The sequence below is a fragment of the Nonomuraea sp. NPDC049129 genome (genome assembly GCF_040648495.1).
Taxonomy (GTDB): domain Bacteria; phylum Actinomycetota; class Actinomycetes; order Streptosporangiales; family Streptosporangiaceae; genus Nonomuraea.
The window spans coordinates 1-24,650 of record NZ_JBEZDU010000030.1; the positions used below are offsets into that span (position 1 = coordinate 1).

General features: G+C 70.3%; 23 protein-coding genes and 1 pseudogene. 16 read left to right on the top strand and 8 right to left on the bottom strand.

Annotated elements, in window-relative coordinates; translation table 11 throughout:
* From AB0B64_RS51150 to AB0B64_RS51165, 4 genes and pseudogenes are all read left to right on the top strand, one after another.
* Nucleotides 1-275 (top strand): annotated as a pseudogene (locus AB0B64_RS51150) (hypothetical protein); the annotation flags it as partial.
* A gap of 332 nt (nucleotides 276-607) precedes the next feature.
* Nucleotides 608-1,165, top strand: coding sequence for an ATP-binding cassette domain-containing protein (locus AB0B64_RS51155; RefSeq protein ID WP_357962399.1), 558 nt, complete (start codon nucleotides 608-610; stop codon nucleotides 1,163-1,165).
* Between the two features lie 5 nt (nucleotides 1,166-1,170).
* Nucleotides 1,171-3,510, top strand: a complete 2,340-nt coding sequence (locus tag AB0B64_RS51160; RefSeq protein ID WP_357962402.1) for a YhgE/Pip domain-containing protein — start codon at nucleotides 1,171-1,173, stop codon at nucleotides 3,508-3,510.
* Nucleotides 3,507-4,106 carry a TetR/AcrR family transcriptional regulator gene (locus AB0B64_RS51165; RefSeq protein ID WP_357962396.1) on the top strand — a complete coding sequence of 200 codons (600 nt, stop codon included), beginning with the start codon at nucleotides 3,507-3,509 and terminating at the stop codon, nucleotides 4,104-4,106. Before AB0B64_RS51160 ends, AB0B64_RS51165 begins: the two co-directional genes overlap by 4 nt.
* 66 nt (nucleotides 4,107-4,172) lie before the next feature.
* Here the strand turns inward: AB0B64_RS51165 and AB0B64_RS51170 are convergent, their stop codons facing one another.
* From AB0B64_RS51170 to AB0B64_RS51180, 3 genes are all read right to left on the bottom strand, one after another.
* Entirely contained in the window at nucleotides 4,173-5,165 is a 993-nt protein-coding gene (locus tag AB0B64_RS51170) for an aldo/keto reductase (protein WP_358197213.1), read from the bottom strand.
* Between the two features lie 138 nt (nucleotides 5,166-5,303).
* A complete protein-coding gene (locus AB0B64_RS51175) occupies nucleotides 5,304-7,022 on the bottom strand; it encodes a beta-galactosidase (RefSeq protein ID WP_358197214.1) in 1,719 nt (572 codons plus the stop codon).
* Between the two features lie 33 nt (nucleotides 7,023-7,055).
* The gene (locus tag AB0B64_RS51180; protein WP_357962388.1) at nucleotides 7,056-8,198 is read right to left on the bottom strand and encodes an ROK family transcriptional regulator; all 1,143 of its coding nucleotides are present in this window, start codon (nucleotides 8,196-8,198) and stop codon (nucleotides 7,056-7,058) included.
* 200 nt (nucleotides 8,199-8,398) lie between these two features.
* On the opposite strand from AB0B64_RS51180, the gene AB0B64_RS51185 reads away from it, so the two are divergent.
* The 4 genes from AB0B64_RS51185 to AB0B64_RS51200 are packed head-to-tail and all read left to right on the top strand — an operon-like array spanning nucleotide 8,399 to nucleotide 13,612.
* Nucleotides 8,399-9,724, top strand: a complete 1,326-nt coding sequence (locus AB0B64_RS51185) for a sugar ABC transporter substrate-binding protein (RefSeq protein WP_357962385.1) — start codon at nucleotides 8,399-8,401, stop codon at nucleotides 9,722-9,724.
* On the top strand, nucleotides 9,721-10,635 hold the full coding sequence (locus tag AB0B64_RS51190) for a sugar ABC transporter permease (protein WP_357962382.1): 915 nt from the start codon (nucleotides 9,721-9,723) through the stop codon (nucleotides 10,633-10,635). The genes AB0B64_RS51185 and AB0B64_RS51190 overlap by 4 nt, the downstream gene beginning before the upstream one ends.
* Complete coding sequence (locus tag AB0B64_RS51195) at nucleotides 10,632-11,489, top strand: carbohydrate ABC transporter permease (protein WP_357962379.1); 858 nt, start codon at nucleotides 10,632-10,634, stop codon at nucleotides 11,487-11,489. The genes AB0B64_RS51190 and AB0B64_RS51195 overlap by 4 nt, the downstream gene beginning before the upstream one ends.
* 11 nt (nucleotides 11,490-11,500) lie before the next feature.
* Nucleotides 11,501-13,612, top strand: coding sequence for an alpha-galactosidase (locus AB0B64_RS51200; protein ID WP_358197224.1), 2,112 nt, complete (start codon nucleotides 11,501-11,503; stop codon nucleotides 13,610-13,612).
* 63 nt (nucleotides 13,613-13,675) lie between these two features.
* Here AB0B64_RS51200 and AB0B64_RS51205 read toward each other — a convergent pair whose 3' ends face one another.
* Both AB0B64_RS51205 and AB0B64_RS51210 read right to left on the bottom strand, forming a co-directional pair.
* Entirely contained in the window at nucleotides 13,676-14,341 is a 666-nt protein-coding gene (locus AB0B64_RS51205; RefSeq protein ID WP_357962375.1) for an AIM24 family protein, read from the bottom strand.
* Between the two features lie 46 nt (nucleotides 14,342-14,387).
* Complete coding sequence (locus AB0B64_RS51210) at nucleotides 14,388-15,398, bottom strand: HEAT repeat domain-containing protein (protein WP_358197230.1); 1,011 nt, start codon at nucleotides 15,396-15,398, stop codon at nucleotides 14,388-14,390.
* Nucleotides 15,399-15,503: 105 nt separating this feature from the next.
* Here AB0B64_RS51210 and AB0B64_RS51215 point away from each other — a divergent pair, with 105 nt between their 5' ends.
* Nucleotides 15,504-15,770, top strand: coding sequence for a DUF1876 domain-containing protein (locus tag AB0B64_RS51215; RefSeq protein WP_357962369.1), 267 nt, complete (start codon nucleotides 15,504-15,506; stop codon nucleotides 15,768-15,770).
* Nucleotides 15,771-15,831: 61 nt separating this feature from the next.
* Here the strand turns inward: AB0B64_RS51215 and AB0B64_RS51220 are convergent, their stop codons facing one another.
* The gene (locus tag AB0B64_RS51220) at nucleotides 15,832-17,235 is read right to left on the bottom strand and encodes a HAMP domain-containing sensor histidine kinase (RefSeq protein ID WP_358197237.1); all 1,404 of its coding nucleotides are present in this window, start codon (nucleotides 17,233-17,235) and stop codon (nucleotides 15,832-15,834) included.
* Entirely contained in the window at nucleotides 17,232-17,939 is a 708-nt protein-coding gene (locus AB0B64_RS51225) for a response regulator transcription factor (protein WP_358197242.1), read from the bottom strand. The genes AB0B64_RS51220 and AB0B64_RS51225 overlap by 4 nt, the downstream gene beginning before the upstream one ends.
* Before the next feature lie 100 nt (nucleotides 17,940-18,039).
* Between AB0B64_RS51225 and AB0B64_RS51230 the strand changes: the two genes are divergently transcribed.
* The 7 genes from AB0B64_RS51230 to AB0B64_RS51260 all read left to right on the top strand — a co-directional run bounded on the left by AB0B64_RS51230 (nucleotide 18,040) and on the right by AB0B64_RS51260 (nucleotide 23,191).
* Entirely contained in the window at nucleotides 18,040-19,383 is a 1,344-nt protein-coding gene (locus tag AB0B64_RS51230; protein ID WP_358197245.1) for a ferredoxin reductase family protein, read from the top strand.
* Between the two features lie 11 nt (nucleotides 19,384-19,394).
* Nucleotides 19,395-19,820, top strand: a complete 426-nt coding sequence (locus AB0B64_RS51235; protein WP_357962357.1) for an FMN-binding protein — start codon at nucleotides 19,395-19,397, stop codon at nucleotides 19,818-19,820.
* Nucleotides 19,817-20,551: an FAD:protein FMN transferase gene (locus AB0B64_RS51240; RefSeq protein WP_357962354.1), complete on the top strand. Its 735-nt coding sequence runs from the start codon at nucleotides 19,817-19,819 to the stop codon at nucleotides 20,549-20,551. The genes AB0B64_RS51235 and AB0B64_RS51240 overlap by 4 nt, the downstream gene beginning before the upstream one ends.
* 82 nt (nucleotides 20,552-20,633) lie before the next feature.
* Nucleotides 20,634-21,263: a hypothetical protein gene (locus AB0B64_RS51245; RefSeq protein WP_357962351.1), complete on the top strand. Its 630-nt coding sequence runs from the start codon at nucleotides 20,634-20,636 to the stop codon at nucleotides 21,261-21,263.
* Nucleotides 21,260-21,580: a transcriptional regulator gene (locus AB0B64_RS51250; RefSeq protein ID WP_357962348.1), complete on the top strand. Its 321-nt coding sequence runs from the start codon at nucleotides 21,260-21,262 to the stop codon at nucleotides 21,578-21,580. Before AB0B64_RS51245 ends, AB0B64_RS51250 begins: the two co-directional genes overlap by 4 nt.
* Nucleotides 21,577-22,458: an ABC transporter ATP-binding protein gene (locus AB0B64_RS51255; RefSeq protein WP_358197260.1), complete on the top strand. Its 882-nt coding sequence runs from the start codon at nucleotides 21,577-21,579 to the stop codon at nucleotides 22,456-22,458. The genes AB0B64_RS51250 and AB0B64_RS51255 overlap by 4 nt, the downstream gene beginning before the upstream one ends.
* On the top strand, nucleotides 22,451-23,191 hold the full coding sequence (locus AB0B64_RS51260; protein ID WP_357962343.1) for an ABC transporter permease: 741 nt from the start codon (nucleotides 22,451-22,453) through the stop codon (nucleotides 23,189-23,191). Before AB0B64_RS51255 ends, AB0B64_RS51260 begins: the two co-directional genes overlap by 8 nt.
* A gap of 87 nt (nucleotides 23,192-23,278) precedes the next feature.
* Here AB0B64_RS51260 and AB0B64_RS51265 read toward each other — a convergent pair whose 3' ends face one another.
* Nucleotides 23,279-24,520, bottom strand: a complete 1,242-nt coding sequence (locus tag AB0B64_RS51265) for a trypsin-like peptidase domain-containing protein (protein ID WP_358197268.1) — start codon at nucleotides 24,518-24,520, stop codon at nucleotides 23,279-23,281.
* Between the last annotated feature and the right edge of the window lie 130 nt (nucleotides 24,521-24,650).

Genomic DNA, 24,650 nt, shown 5'->3' on the forward strand with positions numbered 1-24,650 from the left:
GCGCGCTGGTCACCGGCCCGCGCGTGGTCTTCGCCGACGAGCCGACCGGCGCGCTCGACTCGCTGGCCGGCGAACAGCTGATGGACGAGCTCACCTGTACGGCCCGCGCGGACGGCATCACTCTGGTGATCGTCACGCACGACAACCGGGTGGCCATGGTGGAGAAGGCCGATGCGGTCGCCGACCACGCTACGTTCGCGACCCAAGGCCCACTCTGGCTCAAGCGATGCTGGAGCGAGTGCTGGCGACCCACAGCGCCCCCGCCCAGTGGGTGACCGCGGACGAGGCCCGCGGCCAGGACCACAAGTTCCGCTCTACCTGGAGAAGCAGCAGGTCGGCCACGGATTCGAACCCTCCCCCCGCCTGCTTCACACTCACGTCGCCCGGACCACTACTTCTCCCTGACAGCCGGCGCCCACCCAAAGGGCAACCCACGCACCCCATACCAGCCCTGGTCAGAGCCACCCAAGCACAGTGGTACCGACCGCCGCCGGGCTGTTCAAGGTAGTCGCAAAAGGTGACGAATACCACCACATCTCCTTGAGTGCGGCCATGCGGACTGCCCTATCTTTGTACTGACTGGTCAGTTTAAAGAGGGGTGGTTGCGGTGATCATTGCGGAAGGGCTGGCGATCGAGGGGGTGTACCCGGAGGTCTCGTTGAAGGCCAGGGCGGGCACGCTCACGGTGGTCGCGGGTTCGGCGGGAAGTGGGCGCACGAGCCTGCTGCTGACGCTGGCCGGGCGGATGAAGCCCACGAAAGGCGCCCTGAACGTCGCAGGGCACGCCAGGCGACGCGCCATCCGCAAAGCCGTGGCGTTGGCGCTGATCGACGGCGTGACGGATCTGGACCGGTCGCTGACGGTCGGGGAACACCTGCGGGAGCGGCGACGTCGGCCGTACCAGGAGATTCTTGAGCGGGTCGGGCTGGCGGGCCAGGAGCGAGTGCTGGTGCGGGAGCTGGATCGGGAGCAACACGTGCGGCTGGGTGCCGCACTGGCGCTGCTGGAAGAACCCAAGGTGATCGTCGCTGACAACGTGGACGCGGGTCTGCCAGTCGAGCGGCAGCAGGCGCTGTGGAACCTGCTGCGCGAGCTGGACCACGCGGTGGTGGCCTCATGCGTGACGCCTCCCGCCCGCTTCGACCAGTTGGTGGAGCTGTCGTGAAGGGCATGTTGCGGTCGCGGCTGACGAGGGCGGCGCTGGCGGCAGTGGTGGTGCTGCCACTCCTGTACGCAGGCCTGTATCTGTGGTCGTTCTGGGACCCGCAGGGCAATCTGGACCGCGTACCGGTCGCCTTGGTCGTCGAGGACCAACCTGCCCAAGCCGCCGGCAAGACCCTGCACGCGGGCCGCGACCTGGCCGGCGAGCTGCTGAAGCGCGACGTGCTCGGCTGGCACGAGTCCACCGCGAAGCAGGCGGCCGACGGGGTGGCGGACGGCACGTTCTATCTGTCGCTGACCGTGCCCGCCGATTTCAGTGCCAAGCTGGCCTCACCCGGCGACGACGACGCCGTACCGAGCCCGGCGCGGCTCGGCCTGCGCGTGGACACGGGCCGCAGCTACATCATGGGCAGCATCTCGGACGCGGTGTTCAACGAGGTACGGGCGGCGGCCGAGCGTACGGCGATCCACGACTACTTCGACAACGTCTTCGTCTCGATCGGCGACATCCACGACAAGACCGCGGAGGCCGCCAAGGGCGCGGACAAGCTGCACGACGGCGTCGTGCGGCTCGGTGACGGCGTCTCGCAACTCAGCAGCGGCCTGGGCACGGCCGAGAGCGGCGCCCGGCAGCTCTCGGCCGGCCTGAACACCGCCAACTCCGCCACGGGCCGACTGAGTGATGGCTCGGCCCAGGTCACGCAGGGCCTCACGCAGGCGCAGCAGGGGATCGGGCACCTGCGCGACGGCCTGCACAAACTCCATACGGAAGGAACTTCTCCCCTCAGTTCCGGAGCGAGGCAGGCATACCAGCAGGTTCACGCTCGGACTCGCACGGTCAACCAGCTCGCCGACGCGTACGTCCCCGTGCTGGACGAATGGGGCCCCAAGATCTCCCAGGCCGCCGAGGCGGTCGCCGCCGCCGCCGACAAGGTCGCCGACAGCGGGTTGGCGACCGGCGCGACGCAGGCGAGCGCGGCGGCCGACAGCGTTCGCGAGGCGAACGCCCAGGCGGGAAGCGCGGCCGACAGCGCCAGGGAGGCGAGCTCGCAGGCTCAGGCCGCGCTCGACCGCCTTGGCGCGGACGCCGACCCCGAGGTGCGCGGCCTACTGCGGAACGCGGCAGCCGCCGCCCGCCGGGCCGCCACTCATGCGGGCCAAGCCCAGGACGCCGCCCGGACCGGCGACAGCGGCGGTGTCGGCAGCGGTGCGGGAACCGGGACCGACGGCGTCGCGGACCTGCAAAACCAGGCGCGGGAGCTGGCGAAGCAGGCTCGCAAGATCGCGGCTGCGGCGCCCCGACTCGGCTCCAGGCTGGACCAGGCCAGAAACCAGCTCAATGCCCTGGACACCGGCCTGGGCAAGCTGGCCGACGGTGCCGCGAAGGTGAACTCGAGTCTGGGCACGGCCGCGACCGGCGCGGACCGGCTCTATCAGGGCGCGACCCAGCTGGCCGACGGTTCCCGCCAGGTCACGAACGGCATCGGCCGCCTGGGCGGCGGGCTGGTCAGGCTGAGCGACGGCGCGAGCGCGCTGAGCACCGGTGTGGACCGGCTCCACGACGGAGCAGGCCAGGCGGACAAGGGCGCGACCAAGCTCGCCGAGGGATCGAAGAAGCTGTCAGGCGGGCTCGGCGACGGCACCGCCCGGATTCCCGACTACGACAAGGGGCAGCGCGACGACCGCGCGGACGTGATGAGCGATCCGGTCCGGCTGGCCAAGACCGTTGACAACGAGGTGCCCAACTACGGCACCGGCTTCGCGCCGTTCTTCCTGCCGCTGGCGCTCTGGGTCGGTGCGATGATCGCGTTCATGGTCCTGAAGCCGCTGAACCAGCGGCGGCTGGCGGGCACGACGGGCGCGGTGCGGATCGCGCTGGCGGGCTGGCTGCCGGCGGCGGTGCTCGGGGCTGCGCAGGTGGGCGTGCTGGTGGCGGTCCTGCGGTTCGGGCTCGGGCTGGAGGCGGCGCACTGGGCCGGGCTCATCGGGCTGCTCCTGCTCGCGGCCGCCGCGTTCATGGCGGTCGTGCAGGCGGTGAACGCGCTGCTCGGCCCGCCCGGGCGGGTGGCCGCGCTGGCGCTGCTGATGCTGCAGCTCACCTCGGCGGCCGGGACGTATCCCATCGAGACGTCGCCTGGGTTCTTCCAGACGATCTCGCCGTGGCTGCCGATGAGCTGGGTGGTATCGGCGCTGCGCAGGTTGATCAGCGGTGGCGATCCCACCGTGGTGTGGCAGGCTTGCGGCGTGCTGTCAGTTTTCCTCGTGCTTGGGCTCGCGCTCACCGCGCTCGCCGTTGAGCGCGGCCGCATCTGGTCCGTCCAGCGCCTGCACCCGCAGCTGGCGCTGTGACCGAACGAAACGAGCGCACCGCCAGGCGCGGGAACAGGCAGGACACCCGGCAGAAGGTGTTCAGGGCGGCTGTGGAGCTGATCGCCGAGCATGGGTACGCGGCCACCACGGTCGACGCCATCGCCGAGCGGGCCGGGGTGGCCAAGGGCACCGTGTTCTACAACTTCGGCAGCAAGGAGGGGCTGTTCGAGGCGCTGCTGGAGCACTCGATCAGCATGCTCGCCGAGGCGCTGGCCGAGGCCGACACCGGGGAGAGCGCGCTGGACGCGCTCGACTCGGTGGTGCTCGGCCAGCTCAGGTTCTTCGAGGAGCACGGGGCCTTCGCCCGGGTGCTGCTGGCCGAGATGTGGCGGACGGTGTGGCAGGAGGCAGTGGCGCTGCTGCGCCAGAGCGCACTCGGCGTTTACGCGAGCGTGCTGCGCAGGGCCGCCGCGAACGGCGAGATCCGGGCGGACCTGGACGTGGAGACGGCGGCGACGGCCGTGTTCGGCATGGTCCTGACGGTCGCCATCGAGCGCCGCGCGCTGTATCCGGACCGGCCACTCGAGCGGACTCACGCGACACTGGTCGAACTCCTGCACGGCCGCATCAACTAAGTCTTACCGCCTGCGCGAGCTGACGGCCTGGTAGGCCGTCAGCTCGCTGCCCGTACCGGTAACGCCTCAGCCGGCGTGTTGCCGCAGCAGCTCATCGATCTGCTCCATCTGAGCCTGGGCCAGCGGCCCGTGCCGCAGCGCGCCGGCGTTCTGCTCGGCCTGGTCGGCCGTCCTGATGCCGGGGATCGGCACCGTGCGCCCGCTGCGGGCCAGCAGCCAGCCGAGGGCGCCTTGGGCGAGGGTACGCCCGTCCGAGGTCAGGATGTCGCGGATCGCGTCCAGCATGGCGAGGAACTCCGGGGCGGGCCGGCCGTCCTTGAAGAAGGTCATCCACTGCGGAGAATCGCCGCGTACGTCGTCCATCGGCAGCCGCGAATCCCGGCCGTACTTGCCGGTGAGCAGCCCCATCGCCAGCGGCCCCCGGTTGACGGAGGCGAGCTCGTGGGTGTCGCACACCGCCAGCATCGCCGGGGTGTCGTGCAGGACGTTGAGGTCATGCTGCACGGCGGCGCAGTGCGGCCCCTTCGCGAACGCGGCCGCCCGTTCGGGGTCGTTGGTGCTCCAGCCGTAGGCCCGGATCAGGCCCTCCTCGACGAGCTCCTCCAGCGTGGCGATCATCTCGTCCACCCGCTCCGGCGGCGCGTCCCCGACGTGCAGCTGGTAGAGGTCGATGTGATCGGTTCCCAGCCGCTCCAGCGACGCCCGGCAGGCTCGCCGGATGTATCCGGGCGAGGTGTCCTCGCCGGTGAGCGTCCGCGTCGCCGCGTCGAAGGTGAGGCCGAACTTGGTCGCGATCACGACCTCGTCCCACTGGCCGGACAGCGCTCTCCCGAGCACCCGCTCGCTGTGTCCGGTGCCGTAGACGTCGGCCGTGTCGAAGAAAGTGACCCCCAGGTCCAGCGCCCGGCGCACGGCCGCCACTGACTCCTCGTCGTCCACCTGACCCCATCCGGCCGGCTTGCCACGGGCCATGAAGGGTCCGCCGATCGCCCATGCCCCGAACCCGATCGCACTCACCCGCAGGCCGCTACGTCCCAAGATCCGGAATGAATCATTCATCTCGTACTCTTCCTGACTTCGCGGAAATGGCAACAGGGAAGACGCTGCCAGCTGGAGTGGACTCCAGGTCAAGTACGTCGATCATCGGTCTCCTTCGAGCCGGTGCTTCCGCCGGCGGGGGAAGCGGGCGAACCGGCGCTAGACGCCGGCCTGTGCCAGGACGTTCGCGAGTCCGGACGCGTCCAGCTGGGTCGAGACGTACCAGGCGCTGCCCGCGCCTGCCTGGTGCCGGGTGACCGCCGGGCCGCCGCCGGCGTAGGTCACGACCGCCGTGGCGCCGGTCAACTGGACGGTCTCGCTCCAGAAGGCGCCGGCCGTCCCGTCGGACAGCGCGACGGGGCCGGTCAGGGGGCGGAACTCCTCGACGCGGACACCGAGCAGGTCGCGCAGCGCGCCGGGATAGCCGCCCAGCCGGACGCGGGTCTCGGGGTCGGCGATGCCGCTGAAGTACGACACGATCAAGGTGCCCCCGCCCTCGACGTACGCGGTGAGGTTGGCGACGGCCTCGTCAGAGATCAGGTACAGGGACGGCATCAGCACCGCCCGATAGCGCGAAATATCGTGAGAAGGGTGGACGAAGTCGGTGGCGAGGCCCCGCTGCCACAGCGCCCGGTGCGCCTGCTCCACCGACGCGCGGAAGTCCAGCCCGGTCACGGGCAGGGCCGGGTTCCGCAGCGCCCAGGCGGCCTCGTCGTCCCAGAGAATGGCCACCTCCGCCTCGGCGGGCTCCGCAGGCGGAAGGGCGCTGAGCGTCCGGCCCAGGTCAGCGATCTCGCGGAAGATCCGGCTGTCGGCGCCCGCGTGCGGGACCATGCCCTGGCACCACTGCTCCGCCCCGCCCTGGGAGGCGCGCCACTGGAAGTGCAGCACTCCGGTGGCCCCGCGGGCCGCGTACTCGAGGCTGCGCCGCGCGTGCTCTCCCGGCTCCAGCGGGAGCGTCCCATCGGGGGTGTACATGGCCGCGACGCCCTGCTCCATCAGCAGCCACGGCTTCCCGCGGGCCCAGGAGCGGGCCAGGTCGGAGGCGAAGGCGACCTGGGCGAGCCCGCCGTCGCCGGGCTCGTCGGTGTAGTGGTCGATGCCCACGAGATCGACCTCGGCCGACCATTTCCAGTGGTCCAGCGGCGTCCACCCCGCCATGACGTAATTGGTGGTCACCGGTTGCCGCCCATGGACGCGCAGGATGTCACGCTGCTCGCGGTAGTGGGCGAGCAGCGCGTCGGAGCAGAAGCGGCGGTAGTCCAGCAGGTGGGCGGGGTTCGACCGGTATTGGGTGGTCCGTGGTGGCATGATCTGCTCCCACGCCGAGTAGTGCTGGCTCCAGAACGCCGTGGTCCACGCGTCGTTGAGCGCGTCGAGGGACTTGTGCCGGTCACGCAGCCAGGCGCGGAAGGCCGTCGCGCAGTGATCGCAGTGGCAGGTCGTGCCGTACTCGTTGTGCACGTGCCACATGGCCGTCGCCGGATGGGCGCCGTACCGCTCGGCGAGCGCCGTCGCGATGCGGCGCGAGGCCACCCGGTACGCGGGCGCGTTGACGCAGTACGTGTCACGACTGCCATGGGTGAGCCGGGTCCCGTCGGCCCGCACCGGCATCGCGTCGGGATGGGCCAAGCCGAACCAGGGCGGCGGGGAGGCCGTCGGGGTCGCCAGGTTGACCTGGATGTCGTTGGCGTGCAGCAGGTCCATGACGCGATCGAGCCAGCCGAAGTCGTAGACGCCCTCCGACGGCTCAAGCCGGGCCCAGGAGAAGACCCCCACGGTGGCGAGGTTGACCTTCGCCTCCCGCATCAGCCGGACGTCCTCCAGCCAGACATCCTCTGGCCACTGTTCGGGGTTGTAGTCTCCGCCGAAATACATGTTCTCTCCAACTGGGGGTGTCACGGCCGCTGATCAGTCGCTGCCGGTTACGAAACTCTGGATGGCCACGACCGCGCCGCCACGGGCCCATTCGCGAAAGTCGTCCACTTCGATCAGCACGTCGACCGAGTTCACCCGGCCGCGCCGGTTCGCGCTGAGCGCCCGGTCGAGACCGTCCTTGGCGACGCGGGCCAGCTCCACGCCCTCACCGGCCACGATCACCGTCTTGACCATGGAGAACGTCGCGACGTGGGCGATGAGCCTGCCGAGCGCGTCCGCGGCTTCGGCGACGACGCCGAGGCACACCTTGTCCCCTTCCGTGGCCAGGCGCATCACCTCCTCGTATGTCACCGGCCGCCGCAGCCCCTGCCCGGCGGCGGTCACGATGGACTCGCTGGCCAGGTAGGCGGAGGCGCAGCCGCGGTGGCCGTCCCCGCACATCGGTCCGCCCGCGTTCAGCACCAGGTGGGCGAACATGCCGAGGTCCGACTCGGCCGCCGTCACCAGATGATCGTGTACGACCAAGGCGTAGCCGACTCCCGCCCCGATCGAGACGAGCGCGAAGTCGCGCAGCCCGCGGGCCGCCCCGAACCAGTGATGCTGGTGGCCCAGCGCCGCCACGTCGTTCTTGACCACGCACGGGATGCCCAGAGCCTGCTCCAGCAGTGACTTGAGCGGCACCTGCCGCCAGCCGAGAAACGACGAGTCGACCAGCCGTTCACCGCCGAGCTGGACCGCCGAGCGGGCGTCGCCGCCGAGCGTGACACCGGCCCCGACAGGCGTCCGCTCGCCGCCGGACAGCTCATCGAGCAGCCCCCTGATCTGGCGGCACACGGCCTGGGGGCGGTGGTCGGAGATCGGCTCGTCGCGGGCCGCGACGATCTGGGCGCGCAGGTCGGTGACGACCGCGTGGACGCGGTCCGCGGTCAGCTTGACGCCGAAGAAACAGTGCTCGCCCGCGGCCACGTCCAGCGGGCGGGTCGGGCGGCCGTTGACCGGGTCGTGGACCACGTCGCCTTCGACGAGGAGCCCGGCGTCGACCATGGGCTTGGTCAGCCGCGTCAAGCTGCCGGTGGACAGGCGCAGGGTCCTGGCCAGCGCGGTCCTGGACTGCGGACCGTGGATGATGAGCTCCTTGACGATGGAGCGTGCCGCGTCGGGCAAGACGTCCCACATGCCGCACCATCCTTGAGGCTCCACCCGCATCAGCGCCAGCCCTCTCACTTGATTTCGCGGCAAAGCTAGCATGTCCACTACGTCACAGCGTGTTCACATAACACGCAAGAAATCTGTGCACAAGTAGTGACATGGCTCTCACCTTCTCCCTAGGTTGGCTCTGTTACAAAGCCAGCCCGCTTTGTAGGAAGAAGGCACGAATGCGTATCACGAGGCTCGCCGGCTCGATCGCGGCGCTCAGCACGGCCGCCGTCCTCGCGGCCTGCTCATCGGGCACGTCCGGGAGCACGACGTCCGGGAGCGCCAGCACGCCGGCAGCGGCCAGTGGGCCGGTCACGCTGGAGTTCTGGTGCTGGGGCACCACTCAGAAGCCCAAGATCGAAGCGTTCAACAAGTCACACCCGGACATCCAGGTCAAGCACACCGACGTGGGAGGCGGCACGGACACCGCCGCCAAGCTGCTCACGGCGACCCGGGCGGGCAACGGCCCCGACGCCGCCTGCATCGAGTACGACACCCTGCCTTCCATGATCGTGGCCGGGGCGCTGGCCGACATCTCCGCCCACACCGGCGACGTCAAGACCGCCTTCAGCCCGGAAGTGTGGAACTTGACCAGCTTCGACGGCGCCGTGTACGGAGTGCCGCAGGATGTCGGCCCGATGGTCCTGGTCTACAACAAGAAGCGCTTCCAGGAGCTGAAGATCGAGCCGCCGGCCACGTGGCAGGACTTCGCGAAGGTCGCGGCGGACGTACGCAAGAAGGACCCGGAGACCTACCTCGCGTCCTTCGCACCCGCGGAGTTCGGCAACTTCGCCGGGCTGGCCCAGCAGGCCGGCGCGTCCTGGTGGAAGGTCCAGGACCAGACGTGGACCGTGGGGATCGCCGACCAGGCCTCCCTCGCGGTGGCCGACTTCTGGCAGGGGCTCATCGACAAGGACCTCGTCAAGGCCGAGCCGCTGCTCACCCCGGAGTGGAACAACAAGCTGAACAAGGGCAAGATCCTCACCTGGCCGAGCGCGCTGTGGGCGCCGGGCGTGCTGTACGGCATCGCGGAGAAGCAGGCGGGCGACTGGGCCATCGCGCCACTCCCTCAGTGGAAGGAGGGCGACGACCGGGTGGCCTTCCAGGGCGGCTCCGCGCTGACCGTCACGAAGACCTCCAAGCACGCCGAGGCCGCGGCCACGTTCGCCAAGTGGATGAACACCGACAAGGCGGCGAACGCTGTCCAGATCGAGCTGGGCGAGTACCCGGCGTCGCTGGCCGGGCAGCAGGCCGCGAGAACCAGCGCACCGCCCAAGCTGACGGCGAACCAGAAGGACTACTGGGACATCGCCACGAAGGCGGCTCAGCGCACGATTCCGCACATCAGCTGGGGCCCGAACGTCAGCACCGCCAGCAGCGCGTTCCAGGACGCCGTCGCCACCGCGGTCCGTGATCACACCCCACTGCGGGACGCGCTGACGAAGACGCAGAACCTCGTAGTGGCGGACATGAAGACCACCGGCTTCAAGGTCGCCGGCCCATGACCGCCCTGCCCAGGGCGGAGCGCAGGTCCCGGGCTCCGTATCTCTTCGTGGCGCCCGCCGTGCTGCTCTTCGTCGCCTTCCTGGCGGTCCCCATCGGCTACGCGATCTACCTCAGCGCGCGCGGCCTGAGGCTGACCGGCAAGGGCATCTTCGGCACGCGCGAAGAGGTCTTCGTCGGGCTCGACAACTACGTCAAGACGCTCACCGACCCCGGGTTCTTCGCCGGCTTCGGCCGGCTCGCGCTCTACGGCCTGATCAGCGTGCCGCTCACGCTCGGGCTGGCGCTGCTGTTCGCGCTGCTCCTCGACCACGCCGGGTCGCGGGCCAAGAGGTTCTCCCGCACGGCGATCTTCATCCCGTACGCCGTACCCGGCGTGACGGCTTCGCTGCTGTGGGGCTTCATGTACCTGCCCTCGACCAGCCCGTTCAGCTACCTGACCCGGGAGCTGGGGCTGGGCGAGATCCCGTTTCTCGGGGCGGGCGGCATCTACCCGTCGCTGGCCAACATCGCGGTGTGGGGCGGCGTCGGTTTCAACATGATCATCATCTTCACGTCGCTGCGCGGCATCCCGTCGGAGCTGTACGACGCGGCGCGCATCGACGGCGCCTCCGAATGGCAGATCGCCTGGCGGGTCAAGATCCCGCTGGTGGCGCCGGCCCTCGTGCTCACCGGGTTGTTCTCGCTGATCGGAACGCTGCAGGTGTACGGCGAGCCGACCACCGTGAAACCGATGACGCCGGAGATCTCCGGGGACTGGGTGCCCTTGATGCACATCTACCGCGACGCCTTCGTCCGCGACGACCTGGCGCTGGCCTCGGCCGCCTCCGTCCTGCTGGCGGTGGGCACGCTCGTGGTCTCGGTCGTGCTCCTGAAGGTCACCCAGAAGCGCGCGTTCGGAGGGATGCAATGAGTGCCGCCAACAGCGTGCTCACGCACCGGCGCGCCCAGATCCTGCCCACCATCGTCCTGCTCCTCGGCTCGATCTACTGCCTGGTGCCGGTCGCCTGGGTGCTCGTGGCCTCGACCAAGTCGAGCGGCGAGCTGTTCTCGACGTTCACCTTCGCGCCGGGGACGGGCCTGCTGGACAACCTGCGCGACCTGTTCACCTACGGGAACGGCCTCTACCTGCGGTGGACGGCCAACAGCGCCCTGTACGCGATCGCCGGCGCCGCGGCCTCGACCCTGATCTCGGCGCTGGCCGGGTATGCCATGGCCAAGTACGAGTTCCGCGGCCGGAGCCTGCTGTTCTACGCCATCCTGGCCGGCGTCCTCGTGCCCGGCATGACGCTGGCCATCCCGCAATATCTGATCATGTCCGAGCTCGATCTGGTGGGCGGCTACTGGTCGGTCCTGCTGCCGAGCCTCATCTCCCCGTTCGGCATCTACCTGGCCAGGGTCTACGCGATGGCCTCCGTCCCGGACTCGACGATGGAGGCGGCCAGGATCGACGGAGCGAGCGAATATCGCATCTTCGGCTCGATCGGGCTGCCCATGATGGTGCCCGGCATGGTGACGATCTTCCTGCTGCAGTTCGTCGGGATCTGGAACAACTTCCTGCTGCCCTACATCATGCTGTCGGACGAGTCCAAATTCCCGATCACCGTGGGCCTGTACACCGTGCTCAGCAAGGGTTCGGGCCAGCCCACCCTGTACGGCATCGCCATCGTGGGCGCCGCCGTGTCGGTGATCCCGCTCATCGTCCTCTTGCTGAGCCTGCAGCGCTTCTGGCGGCTGGACCTGCTCAGCGGAGGACTGAAAGGATGAAACCGCCGTCCATGGAGATTCTGCACTTCAGAGCCGCCGGCGTGTCCGTGGTGATCGAGTGTCCGCCCGATGCCCTGCCCGCGATCCTGCACTGGGGTCCGGACCTGGGCCCGCTCGAGGACGAGGCACTGGCCCACCTGGCGGCCGATCTCCGTCCGCGGCTCGACGTCAGCGTCGACGTGCCCGTACGGATCCCGCTGGTGCCCGAGGCGCGTACCGGCTGGATGGGCCTGCCCGGCCTGTCCGGGCATCACCAGGGACAGAGCTGGTCCCCCGCCTTCACCAGTGTCGCCTACCAGCGGACCGGGCAGACCCTCACCGCCACCGCCAGGGACGAGCACGCCCGCCTCGGCCTCACGATCACGATCGAGCTCGGCGACTCAGGCCTCCTGCGGGCCCGAGCGGACCTGCGCAACCAGTCCCGGTCCCCCTACACCCTGGACGCGCTCAACCTCGCCTTCCCCGTGCCCGGCACCACCACGGACCTCCTCGACCAGGCCGGGCGGTGGGCCAAGGAACGCATCCCGCAGCGCCGCCCCCTCACCACCGGCATCCACCTGCGCGAGAACCGCCGCGGCAGGACCGGCCCCGACGCCGCCACCGTCCTCTTCGCGGGCACCGCCGACCTCGGCTTCCGGCGCGGCGAGGCCTGGGGCCTGCACGTCGGCTTCAGCGGCAACCACCGCCACTACGCCGAGCGCACCTCCAGCGGCCGGACCATGCTGGGCGGCGGCGAGCTGCTGCTGCCCGGCGAGATCATCCTGGCGCCAGGTGAGAGCTATCGGAGCCCCTGGCTCTACGCCACTTACGGGCGCGGCCTGGACGCCGCGGCCCGCCGCTTCCACGAGCACCTGCGCGCCAGGCCCGCGCACCCGTCCGGGCCCCGGCCCGTGATGCTCAACACGTGGGAGGCCGTCTATTTCGAGCACGACCTCGACCGCCTGCTGGAGCTGGCCGGACGGGCCGCCAGGATCGGGGTCGAGCGGTTCGTGCTGGACGACGGCTGGTTCCACGGCCGCCGCGACGCCCGGGCCGGGCTCGGCGACTGGACCGTGGACGCCGCCGTCTGGCCGGACGGGCTGACGCCGCTGGTCAAGCGGGTCAGAGAGCTCGGCATGCAGTTCGGGCTCTGGTTCGAGCCAGAGATGATCAATCCGGACTCCGACCTGGCCCGCGCCCACCCCGGCTGGATCATGCAGACCGGCGACCGCCTGCCGCCGCTCGCCCGCGATCAGCAGGTGCTGGACCTGACCAACCCCGAGGCGTACGCGTACGTCAAGACGCGGCTGCTCGCCCTGATCCGCGAGTACGACCTCGACTTCATCAAGTGGGACCACAACCGCGACCTCGTGGACGCGGGCTCCACGGCGAGAGGCGGCCGGGCCGCCGTCCACGCCCAGACGCACACCGTCTACCGGCTGCTCGATGAGATCAGGGCCGAGCACCCGCGCCTGGAGATCGAGTCCTGCTCGGGCGGTGGCGGCCGGGTGGACCTCGGCATTCTTGAGCGTACCGACCGCGTTTGGGCCAGCGACTGCATCGACCCCGCGGAACGCCAGCAGATCATGCGCTGGACCGGGCAGCTGCTGCCGCCCGAGCTGATCGGCAGCCACATCGGCGCAGGCCGCTCCCACACCACCGGCCGCCGCCACGATCTCGCCTTCCGTGCCACCACCGCGTTCTTCGGCCACTACGGGATCGAATGGGACCTCACCACGCTCAGCGACGGCGAGCTGGACGACCTGGCTTCGTGGGTCGCCCTGCACAAAAGGCACCGCCACCTGCTGCACACGGGCGTGGTGGTCCGCCTGGATGACGCTCCCGAAAGCGTGCAGGCCCATGGCGTCGTCGCCGCCGACGCCTCCGAGGCCGTCTATGAGATCGCCATGCTGGACCGCCCGTCCACCTGGCCGCCGGGCCGGCTCCGGCTGCCCGGGCTCGACCCGGCGACCGTCTACTCGGTCCGCCCGCTCATGCCCGTGACCTCGCACGGGACCGCCCCGACCTGGACGACCGGCGACTTCGCCCTGCCCGGCTCCGCGCTGGCCGGCTCGGGCATCGCCGTGCCGCCGCTGTTCCCCGACGAATCCGTGCTGGTCCACGTCGTCGCCAGGAGCCGCTGAGAAGGTCGCGGACAATCCCGAGCCGTCACCGGGCAGCGCCCCACTGCTCCTTCGGCCGGATGGCTACTGCGACTTCACCACCGGCACGCCCTCGCTCGCCTGCACCAGCACGAACCCCTGACCCTGGAAGGCGAGCTGCATGGCCTCACCGCTCCCCCGGCCGATCAGCGCACCGGCCTTCATCGTCCGGTTAACGCCGACGTGCAGCCCGGTGCTCCAGCAGACGGCCGACTGCCCGTCCGCGTACGTCGGCATGGCCGCCGCGTCCAGCAGCACCGGCGTGCCGTGCGTGGTGACCGCCACCCACCCGGTACCGGTGAGCGTGGTGTTGAACAGCCCGCCCGCCGCGACGCCCGCGCCCTGCACCCGCTGGATGTCCCAGGTGAGCTGCGGCTGGAAGGCGAGCAGGTTGCGCCCGTTGACGGTCAGCCCCTCGTTCTCCAGGTAGAACAGATGGATGTCGTCGGCGTTGTCCGCGAGATAGAGCTGGCCCTGGCCGCGCACGCGCATCAGCGACGCGCCTTCACCTGTCACGGCCTTCTTGAGCAGCTTGCCGATGCCGCCCGCGCCCTCGTACTCGAAGTCCATCTGGCCCTGGAAGGCCACCATCGAGCCCTGCTTGGCCAGCACCTCGTGCGGGAGCTGGACCCGGAGCATCTTGCCGTTCGCCAGGGAGAAGCCGGCGGGAACCTGGCGCGGATCGAGGTTGTCGAAGACGGAGCTGCGCATGATCGGCCTTTCGGTGAAGAGGTCCCGCCAGCGTAGTGACTCCGGGTCAGGCCGGCGGCTCGTCGCCGAGCTCGCGCAGCGCCAGCTCGGCATAGCCCCGGAGGTCGCCGTGGTTGAACGCGATCTCCTCGTGCGCGGCGTCGTCGTGGCCGAGCCAGCCTCGCAGTTCCTCCGCGACCCGGGCGTCCGCCTCCGGGCCCCGCAGCCGGGCCTGCGCGATGGCCGCGCCCCAGCGCACCACGTCGCGGGGATCATCGAGGGCGGCGTCCAGCACGGTCGCCGTCTCGGATGCCAGGTCAGGGGCCGTCTCCTGCGGTGGCGTCACGCCGAGCAGGCCGATCGCGACCAGGGCGGTGGCGGCCACCGCCGGGTGCTCATCGGCCGCCGCCCTGAGCAGCGGCGGCAGGCTGGCGGCCCGCTCCTCGGGGTACCAGGCCAGGGCGTAGGCCGCGGCGGCGCGCACCGGGGCGTCCGCGTCGGCGAGCAGGTCGCGGAACATCGGCAGCCCGGCACCGACCGCGTCATACGCCATCAGCGCGAAGTACGCGAACAGCCGCTCCTCCTCGGCCGACTCAAGCGTCTGGAGGTACTGGAACAGGGCGACATCCTCGCCCCAGTCGTCGTCCTCGTCTTCGTCCTCTTCGTCCTCTTCGTCCTCATCCTCGTCGTCTTCATCCTCAACGTCCGTGAACTGCTTGCCGGCGGCCAGCAGCAGGTCCCCGCCCGCCGCCACGGCGCGATGGTCGTCGAGGGGATAGCCGGACGGCAGGAGCTGTTCCCCGTAGCCGATGGCCAGCTGCGTCAGCAGGTGCAGCACGGCCGGGCGGTCCGGCGTCTCGGGGTCGGCGACCAGTTCCAGCAGGAACGGCACCGCGTGGGCGCTCGCCTCGAAGCGGGTGCCCTGGTGGAAGATGTTCCCGTACAGGCTGTGCAGCGCCTTGTCCCGGATGCCGGGATCGGGAGAGCACAGGGCCCGGATCTGGTCCGGTACGTCCTTCGCGCGGCCGTAGGCGTGCGTCAGGTCGGCCCAGTCGATCGTGTCGAGACTCGCCAGCATGCGGACATGCTGGCATATGGCGCAGGCCGGTGTCCGGAAGTCCGTGACACCGCATCCTCTGGGGGCAGATGCCCAGTACGTACCGAGGACGTACAGGGAGGCATCATGCGGAGCAAGCAGTGGACCGTGCAGATCTACATCAGCGAGGACGACACCGATGAGCGCACGCTGGCCCGTGCGGTCCTGTCCGCCGAGGAGAGCGGGTGGCATGAGAGCGTCGGCGTGGCCAGGCGCAACCCCGAGGACCGTGCGGTGCCGGAGATCGGCGACGAGCTGGCAGCGGGGCGGGCGCTGATGGACCTGGCCGACAAGCTCCTCGGCGACGCCGCCGAGGACGTGGCCACACTCGGCGGCCCGATCGAGGCCCGTTGACCACGCGTACGAAGACGCCCGGCGAGAAGCCCCACTGGTAGCCCGCCGGGCGCCTTCACGATCAGCCCTCCGAAGGCAGGAGCAGCCGGAACTCGGTCCGGCCCGGACGGCTCCGTACGTCCACCGAGCCGCCGTGCGCGGCCACCACGGCGCGGACGATCGCCAGCCCGAGCCCCGCACCTCCGGTGGCGCGTGACCGGCCCTGGTCGGCGCGGGAGAACCGCTCGAAGATCTCTTCCTCCAGCCCGGCCGGCACGCCGGGACCGTCGTCCACGACGGTGACCTCCACCGCGGCCGGCAGCCTCCGTACGGCCACGACGACCGTGGTGCCGTCAGGGGTGTGGACGCGGGCGTTGCTCAGCAGGCTCGCGATCACCTGGTGCAGCCGGAGCGCGTCGCCGGTCACCGTGACGGGGTCCTCCGGCAGCTCCAGCCGCCAGCGGTGGCCGGGCCCGGCGGCCCGCGCGTCGCCCGTGGCCTCGATGGCCAGGCGGGACAGGTCGACCTCCTCCCGGGCCAGCGGCCGTCCCGCGTCGAGCCGGGCCAGCAGGAGCAGCTCGTCGACCAGCTCGCTCATCCGCCCCGACTCGGCGTCGATCCTGCCGAGCGCGTGCCGTACGCCGTCCGCCATCGGCTCGTCGCCGCGCAGGGCGAGCTCGGCGTGCCCGCGGATCGCGGCCAGCGGCGTGCGCAGCTCGTGGCTGGCGTCGGCGGCGAAGGCGCGCAGCCGCTGCTCGACGGCGTGCCGACGGCCCAGAGCCGCCTCCACGTGGCCCAGCATGCGGTTGAACGCGGCGCCGACCTGTCCCGTCTCGGTGCGCGGGTCGGTGTCGGGTACGCGTTCGGCCAGAGTCACCTCGCCGCTGGCCAGGGGCAGCTCGGCGACCTTGCGGGCCGTCGTGGCGATGCGTTGCAGGGGGCGCAGCGCCAGCCGTACCCACAGGGCGCCCGCGACACCCGTGACGGTCAGCGCGCCGGCGAACATCACCAGCTCGAACAGCCACAGGTGGTTCAGCGTCTCCTCGACCCCGTGCAGGGACAGCCCGGTGATCATGACGTCGCCGTCCCGGCCCGCGGCGGCGACGAGCCGGTAGTCGTCCAACCTGGACAGGTCCACGGTCTGCGGCGGCCCCCCGACCGGCAACGCCGCCAGAGTCGCCTCGTCGTCAGGGCTGAGGCCGGGGTGGGTGCCGTCCCGCTCCGACACCACCGCCGCATGGGTGACGCGCCCGTTGACCAGCCGCGCGCCGAACGTACCCCGCGCCTGTCCCCGCGTGTCCTCGCCGTGTTCCAGGCTCGCGGCGAACCGCGGGCCGTCGGCGGCGATCTGCTGGTCGACGCGGGCGAGCAGGAACCGCTCCATCGCCACCGACGTGGCGACGCCGACGGCCGCGCACGACAGCGCGAGGAGTACGAGCAATCCGGCGATCAACCGGGCCCTGAGCGTGCGAGGGACGAGGTTCACGGCTTGAGCACGTACCCGACGCCGCGCACGGTGTGGATCAGCGGCCGGCGGCCCGCGTCGATCTTCTTGCGCAGGTAGCTGATGTACAGCTCCACGACGTGAGCCTGGCCGCCGAAGTCGTAGGACCAGACGTGGTCGAGGATCTGCGCCTTGCTGAGCACCCGGCGCGGGTTGCACATGAGCAGCCGCAGCAGCTCGAACTCGGTGGGCGTCAGCTCGACCGGCGTACCGGCCCTGCTCACCTCTCTGGCCTCCTCGTCCATGGACAGGTCGGCCACGACGAGCCGGTCCTCGTTGCCGGGCCGCGCCATACCCGCCCGGCGCAGCAGCCCGCGCAGCCGCGCGAGCACCTCGTCCAGGCTGAACGGCTTGGTCACGTAGTCGTCGCCGCCCGCCGTGATGCCCGCGACCCGGTCCTCGACCGCGTCGCGCGCGGTCAGGAACAGTACGCACAGCTCGGGCCGCAGCGCCCGGAGCCGGTTCATGAGCTCCAGCCCGTTCAGGTCGGGCAGCATGACGTCCAGGATCGCGGCGTCCGGCGCGAACTCCTCGGCCGCGCGGATCGCGGCGGCCCCGCTCGCCGCGGTGCGTACCTGCCAGCCTTCCTGGCACAGCGTCTTCTCCAGCACCTCGAGGAGGTCCGGCTCGTCGTCCACGACGAGCACGCGGATCGGTGTGCCGTCCGGGCGCAGCAGGCTGTTCATGTTCCCTCCTATTCGTCACAAAATACGAGGTTCTTCTGAGAATCCGCTGAAGAGCCCGTTCATAGGGAAAACAGAGGTTCGCCAGGCACGGTCTACTCCCATGACCACTCTTCAAGCACCGGCTCGGGCCGCTTTGACAGCGCCGCCGCGCCGCCGCCTGCGACCAGAGCCCGTGCTGGCGGCCGTGGTGGCCGGCGCGGTCGCGGTCGTCGTCCTGTGGTGGCGCGGCACGCCGTCCGTAACAGGCCTGGATGGCTGGCTCACCGAGGCCGGCCGCGTCACGGGCCTGCTGTCCGGGTACGGCATGGCCGTGCTGCTCGGGCTGATGGCCCGCGTCCCGGCTCTGGAGCGCGGCGTGGGCAGCGACCGGCTGGCCCGCTGGCACGCCATGGGCGGCCGGTACGTCATCGGGCTGGTCACCGCGCACGTCCTGACGATCATCTGGGGGTACGCGGTCGCCGACCAGGCCGGGGTGGTGGACGAGGCGGTCACGATGGCGCTGGCCTTCCCCGACGTACTGAAGGCGACCGTGGCCTTCCTCCTGCTGCTCGGGGTGGCCCTGGTGTCGGCCCGCGCCGCCCGCCGCAGGCTGCGCTACGAGACCTGGTACTACCTGCACTTCTACACCTACCTGGCGGCCTGGCTGGCGTTCGGGCACCAACTGGCGACCGGCGCCCAGTTCACCGGCGATCAAGTGGCCCAGTTCGCCTGGTACGCCCTCTACCTCGGGGTGGCCGCGCTGCTGGTCTGGTACCGCTTCCTCGGCCCGGTCCGGGTGTGGGCGCGCCACCGGCTGCGGGTGGCCCACGTCAGCGCCGACGCGCCGGGGGTCGTCTCGATCCATCTCACCGGCCGGAGCCTGGCGCGGCTCGGCGCCGAGCCGGGCCAGTTCTTCCGGTGGCGCTTCCTGACCCGCGACCTGTGGTGGTCGGCCAACCCCTACTCGCTGTCCGCCGCGCCGGACCGTGGCGGGCTGCGCATCACGGTCAAGGCGCTGGGCGACCACAGCGCGGCGCTCGCCCGGCTGCGGCCGGGCACCCGGGTCATCGCCGAGGGGCCGTACGGCGGGTTCACCGCGCGTCTCGGCCGCGCTCGCAAGTCGGTGCTGATCGCCGGCGGCGTCGGCATCACCCCGCTGCGCACCCTGTTCGAGACACTGCCCGGGCAGGTGACCCTGCTCTACCGCGCTCGTACGCCGGAGGAACTGCTGTTCAGGGACGAACTGGAGGAGATCGCCAGAGCACGCGGGGACGCCAGGCTCTACTGCTCGGTCGGCCCGAGGTCCCCAGAGCTGTTCGCCGGGCTCGACCGCCTGCTCCCCGACCTGCGCGAGCACGACGCTTACGTGTGCGGGCCGCCCGAGATGACGCGGTCGGCGATCCAGGCGCTGCGGTCGGCGGCCGTGCCCGCCCACCGGATCCATCACGAGTCTTTCGAGTTCTAGGGGTTCCCTCCATGAAGAGAGCGCTGCTCGCGGTGGTCACCACCGTCATCGGCCTGGTGCTGCTGCTGTCGTTCAAGCCGCACGACGTCACCGGGGCCACTCAGCCACCCGCCGCCCTCGCCCAGACGTCCGCTCCCACTTCGGCTGAGGGATCCACAGGTGCCCGGACGGTCGACGGCGACGTGGCCGACACGCGCTGGGGACCCGTGCAGGTGCGGATCAGCGTCAGCGACGGCAAGATCTCCGACGTCCAGGTACTCCAGGCGCCGAACGAGAACCGGCGCGACGTCGAGATCAACGACAGGGCGCTGCCCGTACTCCAGGAGGAGGCCCTGACCGCCCAGAGCGCCCAGATCGACTCCGTCTCGGGCGCCACGTACACCAGCGACGGCTACACCCGCTCCCTGCAGAGCGCCATCGACCGGGCCGGGCTGTGACCCGCCACGTCGAGCACGCGATGGGGACCGTCTTCTCCTTCGACGTACGCGACGCCGACTCCAACGGCACCGCCGACGAGGCGGTGGCGCGGGCGGTCGCCTGGCTGCACCACGTGGACGCGGTCTTCTCCACCTACCGGCCGGACAGCGCGATCAGCCGCCTCGGCCGGGGCGAGATCGAGCTGTCCGCTTGCCCGCCCGAGGTGGCCCAAGTGCTCTCGCTGTGCGCCCAGACAGAACACGACACAAACGGATATTTCACCATGTACCCCGGTGGCCGCCTTGACCCGTCCGGCCTGGTGAAAGGGTGGGCGATCGAGGAGGCGTCCCGGATCCTGTCCGAGGCGGGGGCGCCCCGCCACTGCGTCAACGGCGGCGGCGACATCCAGCTCGGCCCCGACCCCTCACCGTGGCGGATCGGCATCGCGCACCCCGCCCGCCCCGGCGCCCTCTGCACCGTGGTCACCGGCCACGACCTGGCCATCGCCACCTCGGGCAACGCCGAGCGGGGCCCGCACATCCTCGACCCCCACACCGGGCGCGCCGCCGACGCGCTGCTGTCCATCACTCTTGTCGGCCCCCGCCTGACCGCCGTCGACGCCTTCGCGACGGCGGCGTTCGCGATGGGCGACACCGCCCGCGACTGGGTGGAGGAGACCTCCAACCTGGAGGCGTTCGCGGTGACCGCGAGCGGCGACACCTGGCGGACCAGAGGGTTTCCCACCCTCTAACCCCTCTCCTCGCCTCGCGGGTTGTGTTGGCGGCGCAAGCTGGTTTAAAGTACAAACCAGTTTGAGGCTAAGAGGAGTTGTCATGGTAGACGACGGTGAGCAAGCTCCCAGCCCGGAGGAGACTCTGCGCCTCATCGAGGAGCAGCGGGCCGCCACGGTGCGAAGGTTCAGGGGCGATCCCCTGTTCCTGTACATCCCCTGGGGCGTCGCGTGGTTGGTCGGCTTCACCTGCTTCTTCCTGCACTACGGGCTCGACGGCAAGCCGTACGCGCCGATCTCCCAGACACAGGCGCTGGCCGTCCTGATGATCTCCATGGTGATCGCGGGCTCCCTGGCCGCGTACGAGATCACCAGGATGAACTCGGGCGTCCGGGGCGAGAGCTCGGCCAGGGGCACGATGTACGGCTACACGTGGTTCGCCGGGATGATGGTGATGTCAATCATCGCCATCCGGGTCAGCCCGATGCTGCCGGAGGCGGAGGCCGGCCTGGTCTGGTCGGGCGTCTCCATGCTGGTGGTGGGCGTCATGTACATGGCCGGCGGCGCGATCTTCCTGTACTGGCCGATGTTCTTCGTCGGCGTCGGCGTGACCGCCGTCAACGGCTTGGGCGTGCTGCTCGGCCCCGGCTGGCACGCGCTGCTGACGGCGGTGCTGCTCGGCTTCGGGCAGATCGTCGTGGGCCTGTGGTGGCGGCGGAGGCAGTGCCGGTGACGGCCGGTGACGTTCCGGAGCTCGATCCGGTGATCCACGCGCAGGCCAGGCTACGTGTCGTCGCGACGCTCAACGCGATGGGCGGGGGCGACGAGATCGCCTTCCCGGCGCTCAAGGATCTGCTCGGCATGACGGCCGGCAACCTCTCGGTCCACCTGACCAAGCTCGAGGAAGTCGGCTACGTCCAGATCACGAAGACGCACAAAGGCCGTACCCCGGTCACCTATGTCTCGCTCACCAAGCGCGGCCGGGTCGCCTTCGACGACTACACCAAGGCGATCCGCGCTCTACTCGACTCCGCAGGAGGCACTTCATGACCATCCTCGCCAGAACGGTGGAGGTCACCCGGCGCTACGGCGACGTGCTGGCGCTCGACCGCGTCTCGCTCGACATCAGGGCGGGAGAGCTGGTCGGCCTGCTCGGCCCGAACGGCGCGGGCAAGTCGACGCTGATCAACCTGTTCGTGGGCCTGCGCAAACAGACGTCCGGCACGGTCGAGCTGCTCGGTGGCTCCCCGCAGGATCCGGTGGTACGCCGAGGCATCGGGGTCACGCCGCAGGAGACGGGCCTGCCGGAATCACTGAGGGTCGGCGAGATCGTCGACTTCGTCTCCGCCCATTACCCGAAAAAGGCCGATAAAAGGGAGTTACTCGCCCGGTTCGGCCTCGACGACCTGGTCAAGCGGCAGATCGGCGGCCTGTCCGGCGGCCAGAAGCGGCGGCTGGGCGTGGCGCTGGCCTTCGTCGGCAACCCGCGGATGGTCTTCCTCGACGAGCCGACCACCGGCCTCGACGTGGAAGCCAGGCGCGCGCTCTGGGACGGCGTCAAGGACTTCCATGAGAGCGGCGGCACGGTCCTGCTCACCAGCCACTACCTGGAGGAGATCGAGGCCCTGGCCCAGCGGGTCGTGGTCGTCGGCCACGGCCGGGTGCTGGCCGACGACACCGTGCGGGCCGTACGCGACATGGTGGGGGTGCGGCGCGTCTCGCTGGTCGCCGAGAACCTGCCCGAACTGCCCGGCGTGCTCGCCAGCGAGCGTACGGACGGCCGGATCAACCTGGTGACCACCGACCCCGACCGGCTGGTCGTCGAGCTGGTACGGAGCGGCACGCCGTTCTCCGGTCTGGAGATCAGGCCGACCTCGCTCGAGGAAGCCTTCCTCGCCATCACCGCTAAGGAGACCGAGCATGTCTAGCCTGATCCTGGCCCACACCCGCTATCTGATGCTGGAGCAGATCCGGGTGCCGATCGGCCTGGTCGCCAGCTCGTTCTTCCCGGCCGCGTCGATGCTGGCGTTCGTGGTGCCGTTCACGGGGGACGATCCGGTGGCCGCGACGCGGGCGACGGGGTCGATGATGCTGATCGGCGCCATGTCGGCCGCGCTCATGGGGCTCAGCATCACGGTCGCGCAGGACCGCGAGCTACCGTGGAACCCCTACGTACGTACGCTGCCCGCTGGACCGTTCCCCCGCTTCGCCGGGCGGATCCTCACGACGATGGCCTCGATGCTGGTGTCGACGATCCCGGTAGTGGTGATCGCGGCCCTGCTCACCAAGGCGACCATCACGGTGCCCAAGCTGCTGATCGGGCTGCTCGCCCTGCTCGGCGGGGCGGTGCCGTTCATGCTGATCGGGCTGTTCCTGGGCTTCGTGCTGGCCTCGAAGGCGGCCATCGGCGTGTCGCAGGTCGTGTTCTTCCCGATCGCGATCCTGGGCGGGCTGTTCCTGCCGCCGCAGATCATGCCGGACTTCGTGCAGAAGGTGTCGCCGTTCGTGCCGAGCCGTGGCGCCGGGGAGCTGATCTGGGCCGTGACGACGGGAACCTCGCCGAACATGGTCGCGGTGATCATGCTCGGCGTGTGGACCGTGATCGCGGCGCTGGCCGCGGGCTGGGCCTACCGGCGCGACGAGGGCCGCCGCTTCTCCTGACCCCTCCTCTGGTCCCTCCTCGAACGGGGGGTGTGCCGCCGAGTCCGCAGCGATCTCGACGGCACACCCGTCCGTGAGGGGGTCCGGTTATTTCTTCTCTTCGAGGGTGACGGAGACGTTACTCGACTTTCCGTCCCTCATATAAGTGATCTGAACCTGTTGGCCTACTTTGAAACCTCTGACCTGGCCAACAACTGTATCTCCGCCCTCCACCGGCGTGTTGCCGATCTTGGTGATGAGGTCGCCCTCCTTCAGTCCGGCCTTGTCGGCGGGGCTTCCGGAGGTGACCTGGCGGATCAGCGCGCCAGGCACGTCGCCGGTGGCGTCGGTGACACTCACGCCCAAGAACGCGTGAGTCACCTTGCCACCGCTGATGAGCTGGTCGGAGACCTGCTTGGCGGTGTTGACCGGGATGGCGAAGCCGACACCGATGTTGCCGCTGCTGCCGCCGTTGGTGGCGATGGCGCTGTTGATGCCGATCACCTGACCGGCCGCGTTGACCAGCGCGCCGCCGGAGTTGCCCGGGTTGATGGCCGCGTCGGTCTGGATGGCGTCGCCGAGCGTCGTCGCCCCGCTCTCCTGGCCCGGCTGCTGCTGCCGCTGCTGGCCCCAGCCGGGCGGAAGCTGCTGCTGCTGGTCCTGCTCTCCGCCGACGGTGACCGTGCGGTTGAGCGCGCTGACAATGCCCGCCGTGACGGACCCGTCGAGACCGAGCGGGCTGCCGATGGCCAGTACGGCGTCGCCGACCTGAAGCTGGTCGCTGTCGCCGAGCGAGGCCTTGGTCAGGCCCGAGACGCCGTCGGCCCTGATGACCGCGAGGTCGGTGGACGGGTCGGTGCCCACGACCGACGCCTTGGCCGTCTTGCCGTCGTTGAACTTGACGGTCATCTGCCCGCCCTGTCCGGCGCCGACGACCACGTGGTTGTTGGTGAGGATGAGCCCGTCGTCGGACAGCACCACGCCCGACCCCTCGCCGGTCTGCCCCTGGATCATCACGACCGAAGGCTGCACCTTCTGCGCGACCTGGGCCACGGTGAGCTGGTTGGAGGCCTGCTTGAAGACCGGGCTCGGCGCGGAGACGACTGTGGTGGGCTGGAACGCCGTGGCGGCGACGGCCCCCGCTGCGCCACCCCCAACGGCCATGGCCGCCAGGGCGAGCCCGGCGATCGTCTTCCGCCCGACGGAGAAGCCCTGCCTGGGCGGCTTGGGCGGCGGAGGCTGGTTCATGATCACGGTCTCTCGCCGGGGAAAGCCCCCGGCGGAGGGCGGCTGGTCGCCGAACTGGCTCCAGCCGCCGGCGCCCTGCTCGCGAGGCTCGTTCGCGTTCATCGTCATCTCCTCAATTACCGATGACTCAAGAGTGCCAAGGAGCGCGTAAGTGCAGGTTAAGCCGGTGATCAGAACTGTATGAGAGGGTTGACGGCAGCCTTATCACAGCTGGTCACGGCCCGGTTATCCG

What these genes read in the sequence shown, in the direction of transcription:
- AB0B64_RS51190 (WP_357962382.1), top strand. Translation starts at nt 9,721, where the DNA reads ATGACCGCCCTGCCCAGGGCGGAGCGCAGGTCCCGGGCTCCGTATCTC.
- AB0B64_RS51185 (WP_357962385.1), top strand. Translation starts at nt 8,399, where the DNA reads ATGCGTATCACGAGGCTCGCCGGCTCGATCGCGGCGCTCAGCACGGCC.
- AB0B64_RS51225 (WP_358197242.1), bottom strand. Translation starts at nt 17,939, where the DNA reads ATGAACAGCCTGCTGCGCCCGGACGGCACACCGATCCGCGTGCTCGTC.
- AB0B64_RS51210 (WP_358197230.1), bottom strand. Translation starts at nt 15,398, where the DNA reads ATGCTGGCGAGTCTCGACACGATCGACTGGGCCGACCTGACGCACGCC.
- AB0B64_RS51175 (WP_358197214.1), bottom strand. Translation starts at nt 7,022, where the DNA reads ATGTATTTCGGCGGAGACTACAACCCCGAACAGTGGCCAGAGGATGTC.
- AB0B64_RS51260 (WP_357962343.1), top strand. Translation starts at nt 22,451, where the DNA reads ATGTCTAGCCTGATCCTGGCCCACACCCGCTATCTGATGCTGGAGCAG.
- AB0B64_RS51170 (WP_358197213.1), bottom strand. Translation starts at nt 5,165, where the DNA reads ATGAATGATTCATTCCGGATCTTGGGACGTAGCGGCCTGCGGGTGAGT.
- AB0B64_RS51160 (WP_357962402.1), top strand. Translation starts at nt 1,171, where the DNA reads ATGTTGCGGTCGCGGCTGACGAGGGCGGCGCTGGCGGCAGTGGTGGTG.
- AB0B64_RS51215 (WP_357962369.1), top strand. Translation starts at nt 15,504, where the DNA reads ATGCGGAGCAAGCAGTGGACCGTGCAGATCTACATCAGCGAGGACGAC.
- AB0B64_RS51230 (WP_358197245.1), top strand. Translation starts at nt 18,040, where the DNA reads ATGACCACTCTTCAAGCACCGGCTCGGGCCGCTTTGACAGCGCCGCCG.
- AB0B64_RS51205 (WP_357962375.1), bottom strand. Translation starts at nt 14,341, where the DNA reads ATGCGCAGCTCCGTCTTCGACAACCTCGATCCGCGCCAGGTTCCCGCC.
- AB0B64_RS51255 (WP_358197260.1), top strand. Translation starts at nt 21,577, where the DNA reads ATGACCATCCTCGCCAGAACGGTGGAGGTCACCCGGCGCTACGGCGAC.
- AB0B64_RS51180 (WP_357962388.1), bottom strand. Translation starts at nt 8,198, where the DNA reads ATGTGGGACGTCTTGCCCGACGCGGCACGCTCCATCGTCAAGGAGCTC.
- AB0B64_RS51235 (WP_357962357.1), top strand. Translation starts at nt 19,395, where the DNA reads ATGAAGAGAGCGCTGCTCGCGGTGGTCACCACCGTCATCGGCCTGGTG.
- AB0B64_RS51265 (WP_358197268.1), bottom strand. Translation starts at nt 24,520, where the DNA reads ATGAACGCGAACGAGCCTCGCGAGCAGGGCGCCGGCGGCTGGAGCCAG.
- AB0B64_RS51200 (WP_358197224.1), top strand. Translation starts at nt 11,501, where the DNA reads ATGGAGATTCTGCACTTCAGAGCCGCCGGCGTGTCCGTGGTGATCGAG.
- AB0B64_RS51195 (WP_357962379.1), top strand. Translation starts at nt 10,632, where the DNA reads ATGAGTGCCGCCAACAGCGTGCTCACGCACCGGCGCGCCCAGATCCTG.
- AB0B64_RS51245 (WP_357962351.1), top strand. Translation starts at nt 20,634, where the DNA reads ATGGTAGACGACGGTGAGCAAGCTCCCAGCCCGGAGGAGACTCTGCGC.